This is a genomic window from Streptomyces sp. NPDC005808, from assembly GCF_042871385.1.
GTDB lineage: Bacteria > Actinomycetota > Actinomycetes > Streptomycetales > Streptomycetaceae > Streptomyces.
The window spans coordinates 128759-149999 of record NZ_JBIAIK010000006.1; the positions used below are offsets into that span (position 1 = coordinate 128759).

The following is a 21241-nucleotide window of genomic DNA, read 5'->3' on the forward strand; positions in this document are numbered from 1 at the left end:
GAAAATCTCCGGCTCGGGCGAGATTCTCAGCCCCTCAGGGGCGAAAAAACACCCCCCAAGCCGATGCACACGGCTCGGGCCCGGTGGCCGAAGGACACTCCCTCCGGCCACCGGGCCCGCTCCCCCGCGACCCCCGTACGCGGTGGCTTTTCGTTATTCGCTAGTCGCTCGACCAGCGGCGACTACTCCGTGGCAATCGCCTTCAGGACGTTCATTCGGCCCGCCCGGAACGCCGGGATCAGGGCGGCGAACAGGCCCACGAACGCGGAGCTGACGAAGACGGCGATGATGGTCGGCCAGGGGATTTCCAGGATCTTCAGGCCTTCCAGGGCCAGCAGTTTGTGGGCCGTCGCGCCCCAGCCCATGCCCAGCCCGAGCCCCAGGAGGGCGCCGAAGAGGGCGATGACGACCGACTCCAGGCGGATCATGCGGCGCATCTGGCGGCGGGAGAGACCGATGGCCCTCATGAGACCGATCTCGCGGGTCCGTTCCACCACCGACAGGGCCAGGGTGTTCACGACGCCCAGGATCGCGACGATGATCGCCAGGGCCAGCAGCCCGTAGATGATGTACAGGAGCTGGTTGATCTGGTCCTTCAAGGCCTGCTTGTAGTCCGTCTGGTCACTGACCGTGTACTGCGGATAGTCGTGCAGCGCGGCAGTCAGCGACTTGTAGGCGGCCGCTTCCTGGCCGTCCTTCGCCGAGGCGAAGACCAGCTGGTCGAGGGGCATCTTGTCGGCCGGGACGTACTTGGCGAGGGTGTCGATCGACGTGTACATCGCCCCCGTGTCGAGGACGACCTCGCTGCTGGTGATCGCGCGGACCGTCAACTGGCCCTCGGAGCCGTCCTTGAAGTCGACGCCGATCTTGGATCCGAGAGTGATGCCGTGGTCCTTGGCGAACTTCTCGTGGACGGACATCGAGCCGGGCTTGTAGGCGTCCGCGAGGTTACCGGCAACCGTCTTGGTGGCCAGGTCCTTCGCGTACGTCGGATCGGCCGCGGTGATCGCCGTGTCCTTGACGGTCTTGCCGTCGGGGGTGTTGAAGTCGGCCTCGGTCCACTTGTACTCGGTGACGCTCTCCAGTCCCTCGGCCGCCTTCACGGCCCGTACCGCCTGCGCGGTGATCAGCTGTCCACTGTCGGACTCGATGATGAAGTCCGTGCCGACGGTCTTGTCGAACTGGTCGGTGGCGGAGGCCACCATCGAGGAGCTGACCACGGAGAGGCAGGCGACCAGCGCGAGGCCGATCATCAGGGCCCCTCCGGTGGCACCGGTGCGGCGCGGGTTGCGCAGTGCGTTGCGCTCGGCCATCCGCCCGACCGGGCCGAAGGCACGCAGTACCACCACGCTGAGCGCGCGGACCACCACTGCCGCGAGCAGGGGGCCGATGATGATGAACCCGATGAGTGTCAGCACCACACCGGCACCCAGTACGAGCGAACCCTCACTGGCCTTGTCGGCCGTCGCCGCCGCGTAGAGCGAGGCGGCTCCGGCACCGGTGAGGACCAGGCCGATCAGACCGCGTACCAGGCCTGCCTTGCCGTCGGCCGGCGTACCGGCGTCACGCAGCGCGGCCATCGGCGAGACCTTGCCGGCGCGCCGGGCGGGTACGTACGCCGCGAACACCGTGACCAGCACGCCCAGGAGCAGGCCGGCCACCGGGGTCGTCCACGCGATGGTCAGGTCAGACGTCGACAGGTGCATGCCCATGGAGCCCATGAGCTTCATCAGCCCGACGGCGATGCCGACGCCCGCGCCGACCCCGAGCACCGAGCCGAAGAAGCCGAGGAGCAGCGACTCGACGAGCACCGACAGGTTGACCTGCCTGCGGGAGGAGCCGATGGCGCGCATCAGGCCGATCTCGCGGGTGCGCTGGGCGACCAGCATCGAGAAGGTGTTGATGATCAGGAAGATGCCGACGAGGAAGGCGATCCCGGCGAAGCCGAGCATCGCGTACTTCATCACGCTCATGAAGCTCTCGACGTCCTTGGCGTTCGCGTCCGAGAGCTCCTTGGCGGTCTGCACCTGGTAGCCGGCGCCCAGTTCGGCCACGACATTCTGCTTCAGCTGCGCGTCGGTGACACCGGAGGCCGCCGTGACGTTGACGTTCGTGTAGACGTCGGACTGCCCGACCAGGGTCTGCTGGGCGGTCTTGGTGTCCAGGTAGAAGATCGCCGCACCGGGGTTGGTGACGGTGAAGTCGGCGATCCCGGAGATCTTCGCGTGGTGGGTGCCGACCGCGCTGATGACGCCGATCTCGTCACCCAGCTTCAGGTGGTGCTTGTCGGCGGTGTCGGCGTCCACCATGACCTGGTCCGCGGTCTTGGGCGCCGCACCGGAGGTGATCTTCATGGTGCGGGCGTCGTTGCTGTTCCAGCTGCCGACGATGGTGGGCGCGCCGCCGGAGGGCGACAGGCTGTCCTTGTCGGCGTCGACGACGGTCACCGAGGTCGAGAAGACGGTGCCCTCGGCCGACTTCACTCCGTCGGCCTTCCGCACCTCGCCGAGCACGGCGGCGGGTATGACCGGCGGCTTGCCATTCTCGGACTGGGTCTCGCCGGTGTCCGAGGCGCCCTTGGCGCTGACCGTCACATCGGAGGAGGTGGCCGCGAACAGCTTGTCGAACGTCGTGTTCATCGTGTCGGTGAAGACGAGCGTGCCGCAGACGAACGCCACCGACAGCATGACCGCCACGGCCGACAGGGCCATGCGCCCCTTGTGCGCGAAGAAGTTGCGCCTGGAGGTCTTCATGACAGTCATGACGTACGCCCCCGGGCGTCGAAGTCCTTCATCCGGTCCAGGACCTGATCGGCCGTCGGCTGGTGCATCTCGTCGACGATCCGGCCGTCCGCCAGATACAGCACGCGGTCCGAGTACGAGGCCGCCACCGGGTCGTGCGTGACGATCACGATGGTCTGGCCGAGCTCGTCCACGGAGCGCCGCAGGAAGCCCAGCACCTCGGCTCCCGCGCGGGAGTCCAGGTTGCCGGTCGGCTCGTCACCGAAGATGATCTCGGGCCGGGCGGCCAACGCCCGCGCCACAGCGACGCGTTGCTGCTGTCCGCCGGAGAGCTGGGTCGGCCGGTGCTTGAGGCGGTCGGCGAGTCCGACGGTCTCGACGACCTGGGCCAGCCAGCCCTTGTCGGGCTTACGGCCGGCGATGTCCATCGGCAGCGTGATGTTCTCGAGCGCGTTCAGCGTCGGCAGCAGGTTGTACGCCTGGAAGATGAAGCCGATCCGGTCCCGGCGCAGTTGCGTGAGCTTTTTGTCCTTGAGCCCGGTGATCTGGGTCTCGTCGAGGTAGATCTGCCCGCTCGACACGGTGTCGAGCCCGGCGAGGCAGTGCATCAGCGTGGACTTGCCGGACCCCGAGGGGCCCATGATCGCGGTGAACTGGCCCCGCGCGATGTCCACGTCGACGTGGTCGAGGGCGACGACGCGGGTCTCACCGGACCCGTACGCCTTGACGACCTGCCGCGCTCGTGCGGCAACGGCCGTACGCCCTCCAGTGCCCCCGTGCCTGGGAATGGTTACAGCCGAAGTCACGGTATGTCTCCTAAGTCGGTCAGCCAAAAAGCCACTGAGGTGGTGCGTGGATGATTCGCGTGAACTGCTTACGTAGATGAGTCTGCTGGCCGGAGGGTGTCCGGCGCGCTGGTGCCCGGACCCGTCTTCTGCTGGGGAAAACCCCACCCCCCACGGTGCGGTCCGCCGCCCTCAGCGGTGCTAGTGCACTGCTCTCAGCGGCATAAAGCCAGGTTAAGGACCCACCCCGCCCCGTCTCGTCCTCCGCCGGTACGACCTCGCCCCGGCCCTTCGTAAGGAGGGACCCCTAGGGGCAGTCCTCCCTTCGGCGGAGTACGCCTCAGGGTCACCTCCACCTTTGGACCGGGCCCAGCCTCCACCCTGCCGCGACGTGAGGGTCAAGTGGCAGAGTGTCCCCGGCAGATAGATGCAGGGGGAAGGAATCCAGTGGGCCGTACCCGACCTGCGATACCCGACGCCGCCCAGCACCCCGGCACCGGCAGCGGTACCGGCAAACGCGGCGCCGTCGTCGCCGCCCTCATGCTCTCCATGGCGCTGGCCGCGCTCGACTCCACCATCGTGTCGACGGCCGTACCGCAGATCGTCGGCGACCTGGGCGGCTTCTCCGTCTTCTCCTGGCTGTTCTCGGGCTATCTGCTGGCCGTGACGGTCACGCTGCCGGTCTACGGCAAGCTCTCCGACACCTTCGGCCGCAAGCCGGTGCTGATCGCGGGCTCCGTCCTCTTCCTCGTCGGCTCACTGCTCTGCGCCACCGCCTGGAACATGGCCGCGCTCATCGCCTTCCGCATCGTCCAAGGCCTGGGCGGCGGCGCCCTCCAGGGCACGGTGCAGACGCTCGCCGCCGACCTCTACCCGCTCGAGGAGCGCCCCAAGATCCAGGCCAAGCTGTCCACGGTGTGGGCGACTTCGGCGATCGCGGGCCCCGCACTCGGCGGTGTCCTCGCGGCGTACGCCGACTGGCGGTGGATCTTCCTGGTCAACCTGCCGGTCGGGGCGGTCGCGCTGTGGCTGATCGTCCGCCACCTGCACGAGCCCCGGCGCGAACCGGCGCCCAGGCCGCGCATCGACTGGGCGGGCGCGCTCGCCGTCTTCGCCGCCGGCGGTGTACTGCTTACGGCACTCGTCCAGGGCGGGGTCGCCTGGCCGTGGCTGTCCTCTCCTTCGATCGCCCTGCTGCTTACGGGACTCGGCCTGGTGGCGCTCGTGGTCGTGATCGAACGGCGGGCCGCGGAGCCGATCATCCCGGGGTGGGTGTGGCGCCGCCGTACGATCGCCGCGGTCAATCTGGCCCTGGGCGCACTGGGGTTGCTGATGGTGGCCCCCACGATCTTCCTGCCCACATACGCCCAGTCGGTGCTGGGCCTGACACCCGTCGCCGCCGGATTCGTGCTCTCCGTCTGGACGTTGAGCTGGCCGGTGTCGGCGGCGCTGAGCCAACACGTCTACCGCAGGATCGGCTTCCGCGACACGGCGATGCTGGGCATCGGCACGGCCACCCTGATCCTGCTGGCGTTCCCCTTCCTCCCCTACCCCGGCGAGGCATGGCAGCCGATTCTGCTGATGCTCCTCCTGGGGGCGGCCCTGGGCCTCTTCCAGCTCCCGCTGATCGTGGGCGTCCAGTCGACGGTCGGCTGGGCGGAACGCGGCACTGCCACCGCGTCCGTCCTCTTCTGCCGCCAGACGGGACAGACCTTGGGCGCCGCACTGTTCGGCGCGGTGGCCAACGGCGTGCTGGCGGCAAGGCTGGGCGGGGCGGGCGACCTTGATTCGGTGACCCGCGGCCTCGACACGGGCGCGGCCCCCGAGGCGACGCGGCGGGCGGTCGCGGACGCGGTGCACGCGGTGTACGTGGGCGCGGGGTGCGCGGCGGCGCTGGCCTTCCTGGCACTGCTACTGCTCGCGCCGCGGCGCTTCCCGGTTCTCAAGGACTGACGGCCGGGCGGTCGGGCGGTCGGGCGGTCGGGCGGCCAGACGGTCTGCGGGGACTGAGCATCACCGTTCCCCGCGGTACCTCGGGCACCCGCTGGGCGGGAACCACCCCGCCGACTCGATGGGCGCGCCCTCGCGAGGCGGCTGGTACGTCGATTTCGGCCCCAAGGTCCCCCTGCAATCCACGGGCGCCGGACCGGCGCGGGCGACAGACGGTTCCCCTTCAATCGACGGGCGCTGGACCGGCGCGAGCGAAAGACGGTCCCCCTTCAATCGACGGGCGCCGAACCGGCGCGGGCGAAAGACGCGAGCACATACCGCCCGACCACGTGGTTTGCGGAAATCCCCACACATCCCGACCACGTACGAGTAGCGTGCGTCGCCCACACCCCCCGGCTCCCTGCGGTCCGCACCGGACCCGAGCCACGCAAGGAGAAACGGGATGTCCGACCCGTACTCGTCCCCGCACCCGCCCCCGGAGCCCCAACCACCACACCAGCACCCCCCGCACCAGCACCCATACCAGCCGTCGTCCACTCCCCCCTTGTCCCCCAGCTCCCCGCCTCCTGCCCACCTCACTTACCCCTGGCAGCCACCGCCCCCCGAACCAGCGAGAAGGCGTCTGCCGCGCCACCACGCGCTGGGCCGGCACAGCGACATGCGCGTGCTGCGGACCGCGTACCGCAGACAGCGGCGCGTGGCGACGCTCACAGCGCTCGGCTACTTCGTCCTCTTCCTCCTGCTGTCCGCGTACGCGCCCGGCCTGATGACCAGCAGGGTGTCCGGCGGACTGTCGACCGGTCTGCTGCTCGGTCTGCTCCAACTGCCCGTGACCTGCCTGGCGATCGGGCTGTACGAGTACACGGCGCGCCGGAGTGTCGACCCGCTCGCGGACCGGATCCGCAGACAGACCGAGCTGGACGCCAGGCGGGAGGCCGCCCGATGACCGGCTTCAGCAGTTCGGCGCAGACGATGTCGCTGGTGGCGTTCACGACGGTGGCGACGATCACGCTGCTCCTGTGCGTGCTGACCGGGCCGGACCGCGACGACCTGGACGAGTTCTACACGGGGTACCGGTCGCTGTCGCCGATGCGCAACGGCCTTGCCATCGCCGGGGATTACATCTCCGCGGCGACGGTACTGAGCGCGAGCGGCGTCATCGCGCTGGCCGGGTACGACGGGGTCGTACTGGCGTTGAGCGTCTGCCTCTCCCTCGTGCTGCTGATGTTCCTGCTGGCCGAACCACTGCGCAACGCGGGCCGGTTCACCATGGGGGACGCGCTCGCCCGGCGGATGCCGGGGCGCGCGGTACGCATCACGGCATGCGCCACGACGATCATCGCGCTGCTGCCGCTGATGCTGGTCCAACTGGCGGGTTCCGGCGACCTGTTGGCCTTCATCCTCGGATTCTCCGGCGACTCGCTCAAAACGGGCTGTGTCATCGGACTGGGCATGCTGATGATCAGCTACGCGGCCGTCGGCGGCATGAAGGGCACCGCGCTCATCCAGATCCTGAAGATCGTGATGCTGCTCGGCTCGGGTGTCGTCGTCGCCGTGCTCATCCTGCACCGGTTCGACTGGAGTCCGGGCGCGCTGCTGGACGCGGCGGCGCAGGGCAGCGGGGTGGGCCCGGCGTTCCTGCAGTCGGGACTGCAGTTCTCGGAGGGGCCCAACCCGCGCCTGGACATGATCAGTTCAGAATTGACCGTGGTCCTCGGCGGCGCGTGTCTGCCGCACGTCACCATGCGCATGTACACAGCGAGGAGCGCCCCGCAGATACGCCGCTCGATGTCCTGGGCGGTGCCGTGCGTGGCGCTGTTCGTCCTCGTCATGACGGTCATCGGCTTCGGCGCCACGGCCCTGATCGGCCGCGCGACGATCGCCGCCGCCGACCCGCAGGGCAACACGGCGTATCTCCTGGGATCGCAGGCCGCGTTCGGGCCGGACGTCTCGACGGCCGAGACCCTGCTCTTCACCACCGTCACCACGGCGATCTTCCTGACCCTGCTCGCCTCGGTCGCCGGAATGATCCTGGCCTGCGCCAACTCCCTCGCCCACGACCTTGTCGCACACGCGCGGCTCTTTCGTGGCAACCGCCGCCACTCCGACGAGCTGTCGCCGCGCCGCGAGATGCTCGTGGCCCGGGTGTCCGCGCTGGCGGTCGGCGCCTTCGCCGTCCTCCTCGCCACCTTCGTCCAGCACCGCACCCTCCAGCCCCTGATCACCCTCTCCTTCTGTCTGGGCGCCTCCGCCCTCGCACCCGCCCTGATCTACACCCTCTTCTGGCGCCGCTACACCCGAACGGGCCTCCTCGCCACCCTCATCGGCGGCACCCTCACCGTCCTCCTCCTCATCCCCGGCACCAACCTCGTCTCCGGCACTCCCACCTCGGCCTTCCCCGACGCCGACTTCAACTGGTTCCCGTTCACCACGACCGGGCTCGTGTCGATCCCGTTGGGGTTCGCCTACGGATGGCTGGGGACGGCGGTCTCCGGGAGGAGGCAGGCGAAGAAGCAGAGAGGGCAGTACGACGCGGTGGAGGGGTGGATTCTGGCGGGGGCGGTACGGAGGGAGGGCAGGTAAGAGGTCAACTTCCCAACAGACCGAGTCGGGCAGGTGGGTGGGCGGGGGGGGCGGTAAACGCGCCGCGGAGCGGCGAAGCAGGGCACGCCCGGCCGGCGGAACCCGAGCAGCCACCCCGCCGCGGAGCGGCGGAGAACGCCCGCCGGAGCAAGGCGCAGCTACTCCGCCGGGGCCCGCCCTGTCAGGGCGGTAAGGCTCGCCCGCACGTGGTCCATGTGGGCCCGTACGTCATCCCACTCCTCCCCGTGCTCCCGCAGCACCCGCTCGGTCTCCCGAGCGATCCGGTCCTCCCGCACACGGGCCTCCGCCAGCACCTCGGCGGCCCTCGCCCCCGCGTCCTCCTGCCCGTGCCGGGCCGACTCCTCGGCCTCGGCAAGGGCCCGCTGGGCCTCGGACAACGCGGCCTCGGCGCGCGCGACCCGTTCCACGTGGTGCGCGTCGAGCGCGGCCTCCCGGTCGGCGGCGGCCCGCTCGGCCTCCTCCCAGCGTTCGGCGTGCTCCTTCTCCTGCTCGGCGAGCAGCGCCTCCGTCCGCTGCCGCACCTCCCGGAGCGCGGCCAGCGCCTCACCGCGGTTCTCCTTGATGTCGCGCCGGGCGGAGATCCGCATCTCGTCGGCCTCGGCACGGGCGGCGAGGAGCCGTTGCCGGACGCGTTCCTCGGCCTCGCCGCGCACCTCGTCGGCGTATGCCGCCGCGGCCTCCCGCATCTGCCGCCCCGCCGCCTCGGCCTCGTCGACGGTCCGCTGGGCGTCCCGGCGCGCGGTGTCCCGTACAGCCGCGGCCTCCTCCTCGACGAGCTCGAAGATCCGCCTGGCGCCCTCACCGAGCGTCTCGTACGTCTGCGGGGCGAGCCGCGCCACGACCTCCCGCAGCCGCTCCGCCTCGGCGTCCATCTCCTTGGCCAGCACGGTCAGCCGGGCCGCCCGTTCCCACGCGGCGTCCCGGTCCCGGGAGAGCCCGGCGGCGTACGCGTCGACCTGCTCGGGACGGTAACCACGCCCCCGTACGGCGATGAAGCCGTGCGGCGACTGCGATGCGCTGCTCATCCTTGAACCCTCTCCGCCGGACACACACGAAATGACGAACGATTTCGCGCACATCTTGATGGATCACACGGAAGTGTTCATAACGCGACACTCCGCCCATCCAGCCGGGCAAAGATGCGTCATTTGAGGTCAGAAGCCGGAATCGGGGTGTCGTCGCCGAGCGCGGAGAAGAGCTGTTCGGCCTTCACGGAGTCCCATTCGACGACATCGCCGACCCCGTCGACGGAGGTCTCCTCGCCCACCGGAACGGTCGTCGTGGCCCCCTGGCCGTCCGCGAGGTCCTTCATCCGCAGCCCCATCTGCGCCAGATCCCGCACCCCGGTCCCGTCGTCCACCGTGAGCGCGTCGAACGAAGCTCCCAGCCAGGGAATCAACCGCCACGGCGGCACCACCACGGCCGGGCTCAGCGCCTTGTCCGCCACCGCGCTCACCAACTGCCGCTGCCGCTTGACCCGTCCCAGGTCACCCAGCGGATCGGAGTACCGCGCACGGACGTACGCCAGTGCCTGCGTCCCGTTCATCCGCTGGCACCCGGCATCGAAGTCGGCCCCCGACTTCGTGTCGTGCAGCCCGCCCTTCGCCACACAGATCGTGACGCCGTCGAGCGAGTCGACCACGTCGACGAATCCGAGGAAGTTCACCTCGGCGTAGTGGTCGAGGTTCAGCCCGGTGGCCTGTTCGACGGTGCGGGTGAGGAGTTTGGGGCCGCCGAGCGCGTACGCCGCATTGATCTTGTTCTTCCCGTGCCCCGGGATGGCGACGTACGAATCCCTGGGGATCGACACCAGATACGGTCCGCTCTTCCCGTAGTGCAGCAGCATGATCGTGTCGGTGTTGAGCACGTCGTCATTGCCGACGTGCAGTTCCTTGCGCTGTTCGGGGGTCAGCTCGGAACGGCTGTCGGACCCGATCAGCAGCCAGTCCGCACCGGGGTCCGCCGTCGGCCGGTCCGGGTACGCGTCGAAGGCATCGGAGTGCCGCAGCCTCGAATCCCCCCAGAAGTACAGGCCGATGCCGTACGCGACGACGCACAGCACAAGGGTCAGCAGGGTCAGCGCCAGCCGCTTGGGCCACCGGCGCTTTCGATGGCTCCCCCGCCTGCGCACTCGCTCTTCGGGCCGCGTACTCATGACCGCATGATCGAGGCGCCCGACCCGTCGCGCAGGTCGAGCGCCCCATTCGTACGTACCTCAGCGGGCCTACAGCAGCCCGTCCCACATCTGTTCCAGCAGCACCGACCACCAGCTTTCCGGTGACCCGAGGGCCGCCGGGTCGAGGGAGGCGAGCTGGGCCTGGAAGTCGACGGTCCAGCGGCCCGCCTGTTCCTGGTTCAGTCCGAAGCGCAGCCGCCACATCCGGCCGAGCAGAGCCAGGCAGCGCGCGAACTCAGGCAGCCCCGTGTTCACGAACTGCGGCGGCACCGAAGCACCGCCCGGACCCGCCTCGACCGGCACGGCAACGATGTTCGCCGTGCCGTACTGGACACAGATCGCCTTGCCGAAGTCACTGCCCATCACGAGGTAGGAGCCCGCGTCCGAGGCCGGCTGCACCCCGCGCTCCATCGCCAGCTCCGCCAGCGTCGGCACCGGCCGGCCCGGCTGGGCCTGCGCCCAGAAGAACGGACCCATGTCGACCGGAAGCCCGGCCACCACGAGCGTGTGCGCCACGATGTTCGGCACGCCCTGGCGCGACACCGCCACCTGGTCGAACCGGAACACCCCCGGCCCGAAAGCGGCGGCCAGCTCCTGCCCGATCGCCTCCGGCGGAATCGGCGGCGCCGGCTGCACCGGCGGAATCGGCGCCCGCACCGGCGCGGGCCGCGCCGGCCCGTCCGCCACCTGGTGCAACTCCCCCTGGTGCGCGAGCAGTTGCCCCATTCCCTGCTGGCGGCTCGGGTGATCCGTGCCGTACGGGGCGATGCTCGTGATCCGCGCCTGCGGCCAGGTCTCCCTGATCATCCGCGCGCAGTACGCGCCCGGCAGCTCACAGGACTCCAGCTCCGTGTGCAGCTCCAGCACCTGCTGCGGCGGCACGTTCATCGCCCGCAGCTCATGCAGCATCTGCCACTCCGGATGCGGCGTACCCGGCGCCGAACGCCGGATCAGCTGCTGCTCGGAACCGTCCTGCGCGCGATACCGCAGTACGGCCTGATACCCCGGCCCGACGGTCGGCTGACCCGCCTGTGGATAGCCGTACGCCGGGCGCTGCTGACCGAAGCTCCCCGGCTGACCGGAGCTCCCCGGCCGACCCGGCAGGGGCTGACCGGGCAGCGGCTGGCCGGGCAGCGGCTGGGGCGCGCCCGGGGGCATGCCGGGGGCAGGCGGGGGCGGCGGGGCGCCAGGCCCCCCGACCGGCGGACCCGAAAGCATGGTCGCGGCGTGATGGACGCCACCGGGAGGCGTACCACCGGGTGTGTTCCGAGCACCGGGTGAGTTCGGAGCACCGGGCGCACCGGGCGCACCAGGCGGCTTGGGAGCACCTGGCGGTTGAGGCGCGCCGGGTCCCCCGACAGGCGGGCCCGACAGCATCGTCGCGGCGTGATGAACACCACCGGGAGTATCCGGTCCCGCGGGCACACCGGGCACACCGGGCGCACCCGCCCCCGCGGGCCCCGCGGTCCCTGCAGTCCCCGCCGGTCCCCCGGGCCCGTTCGGATCGAGCTGCGACACAAACTGTGTCGGCACATACCCGCCCGCCGGCGCGCCCGACGGACCGGGCGTACCGGGCGCGGACGGCGGAGGCACACTCCCCGGACGCGCGCCCGGCACTCCCGGCGCACTCGGCGGAGGCGGAGCGCCCGCCGCACCCCGGGCGCCCTTCGGAGGCTGCGCCTTGCTGGTGGCGGCGTCGGCGATGTCACTGGCGTCGGGCCGCGAGGGCGCGGCGGGCGGCGCACCATGTGCACCCGGAACCGGCGGCGGACCGGGCGGCGGCGTCCCCGGAACTCCCCCCGGCCCTTGCGGGAACCCGTACGCGGGCGCAGTAGGTGGAGGCGTCCCCTGCGGCGTGGCCGGAGTTCCCCCCTGCCCCTGCGGATAGCCGTACGAGGGCGCGACCGGCGGAGTCGCGCCCCCGGGAGCGCCCGGACCCTGCGGCGAGTGGAGGTCGTCGACCGCCGGAGCCGTCGCCGTACGCGGAAGTTGGCTGCCCCCGGACATCAGGGCGGTCTGGGCGTTCGGCGGCGGGGTGTCGGTGTCGTCGGCATCGGTCAGCGGCGGCGCGAACACGGTCGCCGGCAGCGGTACGGAACGGTCGTCACCCGCATCCGCGTTGGTGTCGGTCCCCGCCCACGGAGTCACGTCGACGGGCACACCGGGCGCACCGGGTGCCCCCGCGTCCTGACGGCCACCGGCCGCGGGCCACGCCGGGCCCCCGCCGGGAGCCGAGGCGGGCGCGCCCGGCGCGAAGTGCGCCGGAGGCGCATCGGCGGGCGGTGCGTCAACGGGGGCCGGCGCCGAATGCGCCCCGACGCCGGAGGACCCGTTCGGCACCCCGCCGCCCCCGGCAGCCGCACCCTGCGCTCCCGCAGCCGCACCGTAGGCCGCCGCAGCCGCACGAGACCCGGCCCCGTCGGAGGGCGAGCCCGAAGGCGCGCCCGGCGCCCCGGTCCGCCGATCCGGAATCCCCAGCTTGTCCGCGGCCTCCTGCAGCCACTCAGGAGGGCTCAGCAAGAAGGACGTCTGGTTCAGATCGACGCGAGCGGCAGGGGCCGGCGCCGTCTCCGGAGCCGCGTCCTGCGCGCCGTACTGCTCCTCGTACCGGCGGATCACCTCACCCACCGGCAGCGAGGGCCACAACGTGGCCTCACCGCTGTCTCGGGCGATGACGAGCCGCTGCGCGCCCCCGTCGGAACGCGGACCGTCCACACGGTCCTCGGCCCACACCACGAACCCGAGTTCGAACTCCCGTACCCGCACCTCACGGTGCTGATACGCGACCACATCCCCGTTGATCCACTCTTCCGCGCGCTCCTGCGCCTGCGCGAAGGTCACCATCGAACGCTCACTCCCCCACCGAAGCCGCCGAAGCCGCCGAAGCCGCCGCGTGGACCGGAACGGCACGCGCGAAGCCGCCGTCCACCATCAGATTCGCCACCGTCTCCAGCTCCGGCGGATTACCCGCGAGCCGGGACAGGAACTGGTCGAAGTCATCGCCACAGGGCAGCAGCAGCCGCTGCACCCGCTCCGCCGGCGGCCAGGCGTCCTGGTCGCGGACGTCGTCGTACGCGCAGAACCAGACCGACCCGGTCCTGTCGCCCTTCACCTTCACGGCGAGCAGACCGCCCTGCACGAATCCGACGCACAGGTAGTCCTTGGTCAGATGGTCGCGCAGGCACTTGTTGATGTAGACGAGGTCGTTGAGCGCGGCCTCGTCGCGCACCGTGAAGAACGGCTGGTCCACCAGGAGGCCCAACTCGGCGTCCAGCGCGGCGCCCACCGGCGCACAGCCCCCGGCCGCCTTCAGAAACGACCGATACGCACCCGGCAGCCGGTAGCCGAGGTCCTCCTCCACCCCCTGCACCTGCTGCTCGGTCACCGCGACCGACGACTTCGGCAACCCGAAGTGCGCGGGCCACGTCTCCTGCAACGGCCGCGTACCCCGCTTGTCATGGTCCACGAGCGCGGTCGACAGCCCCCCGTGGTGCCGCAGCAACGCCTTCACGTCAACGGGCACGAGTTCGAGCCGCCGAGTACCCGGCACGTGATGCCAGGTCCAGCCGTGCGGAGTCGCCACCGCGGGAATCGTGTCCCACAGGTCATGTCCGGAGGCGGCGAGCGCGGCGTTCGCGGAGACATAGTCCGTGAGCCTCAACTCGTCCACGCCGAACCCCTCAGGGGGCTCGGCGATCTCCGCGGCGGCACGGGCATACGCCGAGAAGTCGGGATAGCCGTACTCGTCGACCCGCACACCCCCAGGGTGGCGGGCAGCCCGGACCGGATCCGGGAAACGTACGACCTGCCCGGCGTAGGCCGCGTTCGGCGGCGCGGCTTGCTGCCCGAGCCGACCTGTCGTCATGGCGGTTGCCCCCTGCGGCGTCGTCACTAGCGGTATGGATCGCGGATGTCGACAGCCTATGCGGTCGTACGGCACCGGTCACCGGGCCTCCGGTTCCGTGACCTGCCGTCACCTCGCCGTGACAGTGCGACGAAGACCGGGCGTGTCGCGGAGCCCCAGCTTCCCCAGCCGCCACGCCATTTGGCAGTCTGTCTCCGCACCGGGGGATGCACGGGAGGGAAACACGATCATGAACACGACTCATACAGGCACGTCCGGAGACCCGCGGGTCGGCTGGAGCAGCGACGAGACACCGCACGTCCCTACCCTCCTGCACCGCCGCGACGGCATACTCCCCACAGTCGCCGCCGCCCTCTCCGTACGCGGCGAGACCCTCACCGGCACTGCCGCGCGCGGCGACCAGCCACCTGCCCTCCACCCACTGGTCCAGGACTTCCTCGACACCCTCACCAACGCGCAGCGCGACCGTTTCACCGGCCGTTGCGCCGAGGCGATCCTGATCTCCCGTCACATCGCGGCCGTCGACGCCGCCCGCAGCAAGCGCGCCGCACGCAAGCCGCTGACCAACGGCGAGGCCCGCAAGGCCCTCAAGCAGGCCAAGCTCACCGCCCGCCGCATCCGCGAGGACGGCGACCCCTTGCACGGCAGCTTCGCCGCACCCTGCCGCTCCTGCACCGCCCTCAGCGAACACTTCGGCGTCCTCATCGTCGACCCGACGGCCCCCGACGCCTGAACTCCCCGCACTCCGCGCACGTACCAACGGTGATGACGCCCATCCCCGTACCCACGAGGGTCCTACGACCCCGCCTCCCCGTCCCTCGACGAACTGAAGGGCAGATGCACGCCGACCGCACCTCCACCACACGCTTCCCCGTCCCCGTGGACGCCGCGCTGCGCTCCGCCGGATGGCAGCCCGGGCGCTGGGACATCAAACAGGCCGAGTACTGGGCCGACTCCCTGCGCGGACACGAGTCGCCGGCCGGGCACCAGCACGCGGTGTTCCCCGCGGCGGTCGAGGCATGGGCGGAGTTCGGCGGCCTCCACGTCACCCCGTCCGGGCCCGGCCGCCAGAACGCCCCCGCCGCCCTCCACTTCGACCCGCTCCACGGCCTCCACCTGGCCCGCACCCTCGGCGACCTCGGCCGCGCCCTCGACACCGAGGTCTGCCCCCTCGGCGAGGAGTCCGACAATCGCGCCCTCCTCGCCATCGACACGGAGGGCCGCGTCTACGCCCTCGACCACACCGGAGACTGGTACCTCGGCTCGGACATCGACACCGCCCTCAACACCCTCGTGTCAGGCACCGCCCCCGTCCGCCTGACCACGACCTAGCGGCACCGGGGCCAGAGCCAGAGGCATTCCTCGCCCCCTCCGCCCCTGCCCGTCCCGTACCTGGGGGCTGCCGCCCCCAGACCCCCGCCATCGGCCTGAACGGCCTCGTCCTCAAACGCCGGACGGGCTGAAATGCCTACCCGCCACGGAAGCGGGGAGCCCCCTGGGTGGGCGGGGATCGGGAAGCGCCGCCCTCGAACGCCCGCAGCCCCGAAACCCGCCGGGCCGGGCCTGGAAGGTGTTACTACCGCCCCGCAGCCGAATGACGGCGGAAGGGGGCGTGCCGGTACGTCCAGACGCCCGTCGCGTACGCCCGCGTCACCGGACCCCGCCCCCCTTTGTCCGACGTCTGACCGGGCGGCGACGGGCGGGACGTACCGGCACGCCCCCGACCCACCCACTCACCGGCACCCCGCGCCGGCAGGCACACGCACCGGCCAGCACGGCACACAGCTCACCCGCCACCCCCCGCCGGAATCACCGCAGACACCCGAAACCCCCCGGCATCCGTAGGCCCGGAGACGAAAACTCCCCCGAGCGCACTCACCCGCTCTTTCATGCCCAGCAACCCGTTCCCCCCACTGGGCAGATGCACGGACGAAGCCGCCCCCGGCTCCGGCGGGCACTCGTTCTCCACCTGCATCGCGATCTCCGACACCCGATGCGCCAACCGCACATGCGTCTTCGCACCGGCCGCGTGCTTGTGCACATTGGTGAGGGCCTCCTGCACAACCCGGTACGCGGTCTGCTCGACCTCTCCGGCGTACCCCGACCCGGGCGAATCCCCCTCGACCGACAGATCGACCACCATCCCGGCCGCCGCCGACTGCCCGATCAGCTCATCGAGCTCGGCGAGCGACGGCCCGTCAACCGCCTCCTCGACAACCCGCGACGCCGCGGCAGCCGCCGCCGCGGCCACGGCGGCAAGAGGCACCGGATGGGCCCGCGAGTCCGACCCGTCCCCCGTACGCAGCACCCCCAGCATCTCCCGCAGCTCGGTCAGCGCCTGACGCCCCATGTCCCCCACGAGAGCCGCGTTCCTGACGGCCTTCTCCGGATCCTTCCGGGCAACAGCCTGAAGGGCGGCAGCATGCACGACCATCAGACTCACCCGGTGCGCGACCACATCGTGCATCTCACGAGCGATCCGCGTCCGCTCCTCGTTACGCGCCCACTGCGCCCGCTCCTCCGCCCGCTCCGCGAGCAACTGCAACTCCCGCTCCAACGAGTCCGCCCGCTCCCGCAGACTCTCCATCAGCCGCCGCCGCGCCCCGACGTACAGCCCGAGCAACACGGGCGGAGCGTTCATCCCCAAAGCAGTCGCGATGGAAATGAAGGGGACGAACCAGCTCCCCATGGGCACGTCACCGCTCACCACAGCCTGGTGCGCCCGTACGTACGTCACGATGAGCATCCCGGCGAAGGACATCAACGCCAGCGACCCGATGATCCGCCGAGGCAGCTCGGACGCGGCCAGCGTGTACAGCCCGACGAGCCCCATCAGGAAGCCCATCTGGGCGGGCGTGATGGCGATCGACACCAGGACGACCGCGATGGGCCACTTCCGCCGCAGCAACAGCGTCAGCCCGGCGAGCAGCCCGAACCCCACCCCGACCGGAACCGGCAGCCCCGCGTCATGGGCGAACGCGATCCCCTCCATGCCGCACTCTGCCGCCGAAACCCCCGCGAGACCCGCGTCGAGCACCGCACTGCGCCACCTGACCCACCACCACGGCCCGGTACCGGCCGCGGTGTGCTCTTCCCCCGTCGTGGTCATGCCTCCAGCCTACGGTCGCCCCCCGCCCCTTTTCCGGTGAGTTTCGCGTACTGGCCTACACCACGCCCCTCCACCGAACAGAAGCGAAACCCGCCCATACCTCCCGAACGACCGGATCGCACACTGTTCGCCCCCGGAAGTGGAGGCAGAGCGGGAAGCAGAGCGGAGGCAGAAAGGGGGCGGCTGATCCACCTCCCCCTACCTCGTCGCGTAGAAGCCATTGCTTACGGCATAGTGTTGGGTGCCACTTCGGCGACCCGACCTTTGCCTCACCAAGGCCTGACTACAATCTGGCCTAATGTCCGCTTCGGTCGGATTTCCATCCCCCGTGGTGTAATTGGCAGCACTGTGGCTTTTGGTGCCATCTGTCCGGGTTCGAGTCCTGGCGGGGGAGCAATGCTCGGTTCGGGCCCTGACCGCACAGTCAGGGCCCGCTCCCATGTCCCCCCTGAAACACCCCGGTATCCTGCGGATGTCCACACCCCAGCCATCCGAAGCCGAAGGGCATACCCGTGAGCGCCAATCGCCCGGCCGCCGTCGTCGTACTCGCAGCGGGTGAGGGCACCCGTATGAAGTCGGCCACACCCAAGGTTCTGCACGAACTGTGTGGCCGTTCCCTGGTGGGACATGTGCTCGCGGCAGCGGGCGAGTTGGAGCCCGAGAACCTGGTCGTCGTGGTGGGTCACGCCCGCGAGCAGGTCATCGCGCACCTGGGCGGGATCGACCCCGGCGTACGCACCGCCGTGCAGGCGGAGCAGAACGGTACCGGGCACGCGGTGCGGATGGGCCTGGAGGAGCTGGGCGGCGGCGTCGACGGCACGGTGGTCGTCGTGTGCGGCGACACTCCGCTGCTCACCGGGGAGACGCTGCGGAACCTCGCGGCGACCCACACCACGGACGGCAACGCGGTCACCGTGCTGACCGCCGAGGTCCCGGACGCGACCGGCTATGGACGTATCGTCCGCGACGGTGTCAGCGGCGCGGTCACCGCGATCGTCGAGCACAAGGACGCCAACGCGTCCCAGCTCGCCGTCCGTGAGATCAACTCGGGTGTCTTCGCCTTCGACGGGCAGCTCCTCGCGGACGCCCTCGGCAAGGTGCGTACGGACAACAGTCAGGGCGAGGAGTACCTGACCGACGTCCTCGGCATCCTGCGTGAGGCCGGGCACCGCGTCGGCGCCTCCGTGGCGGGCGATCACCGCGAGATCGCCGGAATCAACAACCGGGTCCAGCTCGCCGAGGCCCGCCGCATCCTCAACGACCGCTTGCTCACGCGGGCCATGCTCGCCGGGGTGAGCATCATCGACCCGGCCTCCACCTGGGTGGACGTCGCCGTCACCTTCGAGCGGGACGCGATCGTGCACCCGGGTACGCAGCTCCAGGGCGCCACGCATCTCGCGGAGGGCGCCGAGGTCGGCCCCAACTCCCGCCTGAAGGACACGAAGGTGGGCGCGGGGGCGCGGGTCGACAACACCGTCGCCGACAACGCCGAGGTGGGCCCGCAGGCGAGCGTCGGCCCGTTCGCGTATCTCCGCCCTGGCACGCGTCTCGGTCTCAAGGCCAAGATCGGGACGTACGTCGAGACGAAGAACGCGACGATCGGCGAGGGCACGAAGGTGCCGCACCTGTCGTACGTGGGTGACGCGACGATCGGTGAGTACACCAACATCGGCGCAGCGAGCGTCTTCGTGAACTACGACGGGCAGGACAAGCACCACACCACCGTCGGCTCTCACTGCCGTACCGGTTCGGACAACATGTTTGTGGCGCCTGTCACCATCGGGGACGGCGCCTACACCGCGGCGGGGTCGGTCATCACCAAGGACGTACCGGCCGGTTCGCTGGCCGTGGCCCGTGGCCAGCAACGGAATATCGAGGGTTGGGTGGCGCGCAAGCGTCCGGGAAGCGCCGCCGCTAAGGCCGCCGAGGCCGCCTCCCGGGAGCCTGAAGGCGAAGCCTGACCGGAAACCGATGCGTCGGACACGGCGTAACGTGATAAACGCACATCCGCACACCCCCAGCTGAGAAGACCTCTTGTAGTACCTCGTAGTTGCTCGTAGTACCAAGTAGTTGCTCGTAGTACCAAGTAGTTGCTCGTAGTACCTCTCGCGGCAAGCTCGCACGCGGCTGACTCGTGCGAGTCGGTCATATGCGGCCGAGAGGTCCTCTCGCACCCAGCTGAGACACCTCTGAGGAGACAGTGCTGTGACCGGGATCAAGACGACCGGCGAGAAGAAGATGATGTTCTTCTCCGGCCGCGCCCACCCCGAGCTTGCCGAGGAGGTCGCCCACAAGCTGGGTGTCGGGGTAGTCCCGACGAAGGCCTTCGACTTCGCCAACGGCGAGATCTACATTCGCTACGAGGAGTCCGCGCGCGGCGCCGACTGCTTCCTGATGCAGAGCCACACGGCTCCCATCAACAAATGGATCATGGAGCAGTTGATCATGATCGACGCTCTGAAGCGGGCCTCCGCGCGGAGCATCACCGTGATCGTGCCCTTCTACGGTTACGCGCGGCAGGACAAGAAGCACCGCGGGCGTGAACCCATCTCGGCGCGTCTGATCGCCGACCTGATGAAGACGGCCGGTGCCCACCGCATCCTCACGGTCGATCTCCACACCGACCAGATCCAGGGCTTCTTCGACGGCCCGGTCGATCATCTCTTCGCGCTGCCGATCCTCGCGGACTACGTGGGTGCGAAGGTCGACCGCGACAAGCTGACCGTCGTCTCCCCGGACGCCGGCCGGGTGCGGGTCGCAGACCGCTGGTGCGACCGTCTCGACGCCCCCCTCGCGATCGTGCACAAGCGCCGCGACAAGGACGTCGCCAACCAGGTCACCGTCCACGAGGTCGTCGGTGATGTGGAGGGCCGCGTCTGTGTCCTGGTCGACGACATGATCGACACCGGCGGCACGATCTGTGCCGCGGCCGACGCCCTGTTCGCGCACGGCGCCGAGGACGTCATCGTCACGGCCACGCACGGTGTGCTCTCCGGGCCGGCGGCCGACCGGCTGAAGAACTCCAAGGTCAGCGAGTTCATCTTCACGGACACTCTGCCGACGCCGGGTGAGCTGGAGCTGGACAAGATCACGGTGCTGTCGATCGCGCCGACGATCGCGAACGCGGTCCGCGAGGTCTTCGAGGACGGTTCGGTGACGAGCCTCTTCGAGGAGCAGTAGGAGCGAGTAGGAGCACCAGGAGCCACAGGTCCCCGACTGCGGCTCCTGCTGCTGCCGTCGTAGATCGATTTCTGATACGGCCTCCCCGCCCGGTAAGCTGCGAAAGTTGCTCGGCGAGGGAGGCCGTACCGCTTTACGAAGCGGGTACGGCGGTCCGTTATCGACGCGCTCTTCGTAGCAGGCCGATGTTCGGCCGGGTGACCACCTTCCCCAGTTGATCTACGAGGAGTGAACATGGCCGACGTCAAGCTCGCCGCCGAGACCCGCACCGAGTTCGGCAAGGGTGCCGCCCGTCGCATCCGCCGCGAGGCCAAGGTCCCCGCCGTTGTCTACGGTCACGGCGCCGACCCCGTCCACATCACGCTGCCGGGCCACGAGCTTCAGCTGGCGCTGCGTACCCCGAACGTCCTGCTCACGCTGGACATCGATGGCAAGTCCGAGCTGGCGATCCCGAAGGCTGTCCAGCGCGACGCGATCAAGGGCTTCCTTGTGCACGTCGACCTGCTCACCGTGACCAGGGGCGAGAAGGTCAACGTCGAGGTCTACGTCCACACCGAGGGCGAGCTGGCCCCGGGTGCGTACCTCCTCGAGCACGTGCTGAGCACGCTGAACGTCGAGGCCGAGGCCACGCACATCCCCGAGTCGGTCACGGTCTCCATCGCGGGCCTGGAGGCCGGCGCGGCCATCCTCGCCAAGGACATCCCGCTTCCCGAGGGCACCACGCTGGTGACCGACGAGGACGCGGTCGTCCTCCAGGTCCTGGCCGCCCAGGCGGAGGAGGCCTCCGCGGACGAGGCCGAGACCACCGAGGCCTGATCCCTCACCGGGTCA

Annotated in this window: 15 protein-coding genes and 1 tRNA gene; 9 read left to right on the forward strand and 7 right to left on the reverse strand. The window is 70.2% G+C overall.

Going from position 1 to position 21241, the window contains the following annotated elements:
- Window positions 1-182: 182 nt before the first annotated feature.
- Both ACFYPC_RS15510 and ACFYPC_RS15515 read right to left on the reverse strand, forming a co-directional pair.
- Window positions 183-2762 (reverse strand): ABC transporter permease, encoded by a 2580-nt coding sequence (locus ACFYPC_RS15510; RefSeq protein WP_388675499.1) that lies wholly within the window; start codon window positions 2760-2762, stop codon window positions 183-185.
- On the reverse strand, window positions 2759-3547 hold the full coding sequence (locus tag ACFYPC_RS15515; protein WP_384393537.1) for an ABC transporter ATP-binding protein: 789 nt from the start codon (window positions 3545-3547) through the stop codon (window positions 2759-2761). The genes ACFYPC_RS15510 and ACFYPC_RS15515 overlap by 4 nt, the downstream gene beginning before the upstream one ends.
- 426 nt (window positions 3548-3973) lie before the next feature.
- Here ACFYPC_RS15515 and ACFYPC_RS15520 point away from each other — a divergent pair, with 426 nt between their 5' ends.
- From ACFYPC_RS15520 to ACFYPC_RS15530, 3 genes are all read left to right on the forward strand, one after another.
- On the forward strand, window positions 3974-5479 hold the full coding sequence (locus ACFYPC_RS15520) for an MFS transporter (protein ID WP_388675501.1): 1506 nt from the start codon (window positions 3974-3976) through the stop codon (window positions 5477-5479).
- A gap of 439 nt (window positions 5480-5918) precedes the next feature.
- Window positions 5919-6422 carry a DUF485 domain-containing protein gene (locus ACFYPC_RS15525; protein WP_388675502.1) on the forward strand — a complete coding sequence of 168 codons (504 nt, stop codon included), beginning with the start codon at window positions 5919-5921 and terminating at the stop codon, window positions 6420-6422.
- Window positions 6419-8059 carry a cation acetate symporter gene (locus tag ACFYPC_RS15530; RefSeq protein ID WP_388675503.1) on the forward strand — a complete coding sequence of 547 codons (1641 nt, stop codon included), beginning with the start codon at window positions 6419-6421 and terminating at the stop codon, window positions 8057-8059. Before ACFYPC_RS15525 ends, ACFYPC_RS15530 begins: the two co-directional genes overlap by 4 nt.
- 158 nt (window positions 8060-8217) lie before the next feature.
- Here ACFYPC_RS15530 and ACFYPC_RS15535 read toward each other — a convergent pair whose 3' ends face one another.
- The 4 genes from ACFYPC_RS15535 to ACFYPC_RS15550 form a co-directional block, all read right to left on the reverse strand.
- Window positions 8218-9105 carry a cellulose-binding protein gene (locus ACFYPC_RS15535; protein ID WP_388675505.1) on the reverse strand — a complete coding sequence of 296 codons (888 nt, stop codon included), beginning with the start codon at window positions 9103-9105 and terminating at the stop codon, window positions 8218-8220.
- A gap of 119 nt (window positions 9106-9224) precedes the next feature.
- Window positions 9225-10235, reverse strand: a complete 1011-nt coding sequence (locus ACFYPC_RS15540; protein ID WP_388675507.1) for an LCP family protein — start codon at window positions 10233-10235, stop codon at window positions 9225-9227.
- A 69-nt stretch (window positions 10236-10304) separates the two neighbouring features.
- Window positions 10305-13100 carry an SUKH-4 family immunity protein gene (locus tag ACFYPC_RS15545; RefSeq protein WP_388675509.1) on the reverse strand — a complete coding sequence of 932 codons (2796 nt, stop codon included), beginning with the start codon at window positions 13098-13100 and terminating at the stop codon, window positions 10305-10307.
- 7 nt (window positions 13101-13107) lie between these two features.
- Window positions 13108-14121: an SMI1/KNR4 family protein gene (locus tag ACFYPC_RS15550; protein WP_388675512.1), complete on the reverse strand. Its 1014-nt coding sequence runs from the start codon at window positions 14119-14121 to the stop codon at window positions 13108-13110.
- Window positions 14122-14350: 229 nt separating this feature from the next.
- On the opposite strand from ACFYPC_RS15550, the gene ACFYPC_RS15555 reads away from it, so the two are divergent.
- On the forward strand, window positions 14351-14854 hold the full coding sequence (locus ACFYPC_RS15555; protein ID WP_388675514.1) for a YwqJ-related putative deaminase: 504 nt from the start codon (window positions 14351-14353) through the stop codon (window positions 14852-14854).
- A gap of 104 nt (window positions 14855-14958) precedes the next feature.
- Complete coding sequence (locus ACFYPC_RS15560) at window positions 14959-15453, forward strand: SUKH-3 domain-containing protein (protein ID WP_388675517.1); 495 nt, start codon at window positions 14959-14961, stop codon at window positions 15451-15453.
- Window positions 15454-15907: 454 nt separating this feature from the next.
- On the opposite strand, the gene ACFYPC_RS15565 is transcribed toward ACFYPC_RS15560, so the two are convergent.
- Window positions 15908-17230, reverse strand: coding sequence for a sensor histidine kinase (locus ACFYPC_RS15565; protein WP_388675520.1), 1323 nt, complete (start codon window positions 17228-17230; stop codon window positions 15908-15910).
- A 322-nt stretch (window positions 17231-17552) separates the two neighbouring features.
- Here ACFYPC_RS15565 and ACFYPC_RS15570 point away from each other — a divergent pair.
- From ACFYPC_RS15570 to ACFYPC_RS15585, 4 genes are all read left to right on the forward strand, one after another.
- Window positions 17553-17624 (forward strand) — tRNA-Gln (locus ACFYPC_RS15570).
- A 118-nt stretch (window positions 17625-17742) separates the two neighbouring features.
- The gene (gene glmU / locus ACFYPC_RS15575; protein ID WP_388675523.1) at window positions 17743-19191 is read left to right on the forward strand and encodes a bifunctional UDP-N-acetylglucosamine diphosphorylase/glucosamine-1-phosphate N-acetyltransferase GlmU; all 1449 of its coding nucleotides are present in this window, start codon (window positions 17743-17745) and stop codon (window positions 19189-19191) included.
- Window positions 19192-19435: 244 nt separating this feature from the next.
- Window positions 19436-20410 (forward strand): ribose-phosphate diphosphokinase, encoded by a 975-nt coding sequence (locus tag ACFYPC_RS15580; RefSeq protein ID WP_385752134.1) that lies wholly within the window; start codon window positions 19436-19438, stop codon window positions 20408-20410.
- A 234-nt stretch (window positions 20411-20644) separates the two neighbouring features.
- Window positions 20645-21226 carry a 50S ribosomal protein L25/general stress protein Ctc gene (locus ACFYPC_RS15585; protein WP_388675526.1) on the forward strand — a complete coding sequence of 194 codons (582 nt, stop codon included), beginning with the start codon at window positions 20645-20647 and terminating at the stop codon, window positions 21224-21226.
- The last annotated feature ends 15 nt before the right edge of the window (window positions 21227-21241 follow it).

Bases quoted from the DNA above. Each gene is read 5' to 3' on its own strand.
- ACFYPC_RS15510 (WP_388675499.1), bottom strand. From the start codon at position 2,762: ATGACTGTCATGAAGACCTCCAGGCGCAACTTCTTCGCGCACAAGGGG.
- ACFYPC_RS15525 (WP_388675502.1), top strand. From the start codon at position 5,919: ATGTCCGACCCGTACTCGTCCCCGCACCCGCCCCCGGAGCCCCAACCA.
- ACFYPC_RS15530 (WP_388675503.1), top strand. From the start codon at position 6,419: ATGACCGGCTTCAGCAGTTCGGCGCAGACGATGTCGCTGGTGGCGTTC.
- ACFYPC_RS15535 (WP_388675505.1), bottom strand. From the start codon at position 9,105: ATGAGCAGCGCATCGCAGTCGCCGCACGGCTTCATCGCCGTACGGGGG.
- ACFYPC_RS15540 (WP_388675507.1), bottom strand. From the start codon at position 10,235: ATGAGTACGCGGCCCGAAGAGCGAGTGCGCAGGCGGGGGAGCCATCGA.
- ACFYPC_RS15545 (WP_388675509.1), bottom strand. From the start codon at position 13,100: ATGGTGACCTTCGCGCAGGCGCAGGAGCGCGCGGAAGAGTGGATCAAC.
- ACFYPC_RS15550 (WP_388675512.1), bottom strand. From the start codon at position 14,121: ATGACGACAGGTCGGCTCGGGCAGCAAGCCGCGCCGCCGAACGCGGCC.
- ACFYPC_RS15555 (WP_388675514.1), top strand. From the start codon at position 14,351: ATGAACACGACTCATACAGGCACGTCCGGAGACCCGCGGGTCGGCTGG.
- ACFYPC_RS15560 (WP_388675517.1), top strand. From the start codon at position 14,959: ATGCACGCCGACCGCACCTCCACCACACGCTTCCCCGTCCCCGTGGAC.
- ACFYPC_RS15565 (WP_388675520.1), bottom strand. From the start codon at position 17,230: ATGACCACGACGGGGGAAGAGCACACCGCGGCCGGTACCGGGCCGTGG.
- ACFYPC_RS15585 (WP_388675526.1), top strand. From the start codon at position 20,645: ATGGCCGACGTCAAGCTCGCCGCCGAGACCCGCACCGAGTTCGGCAAG.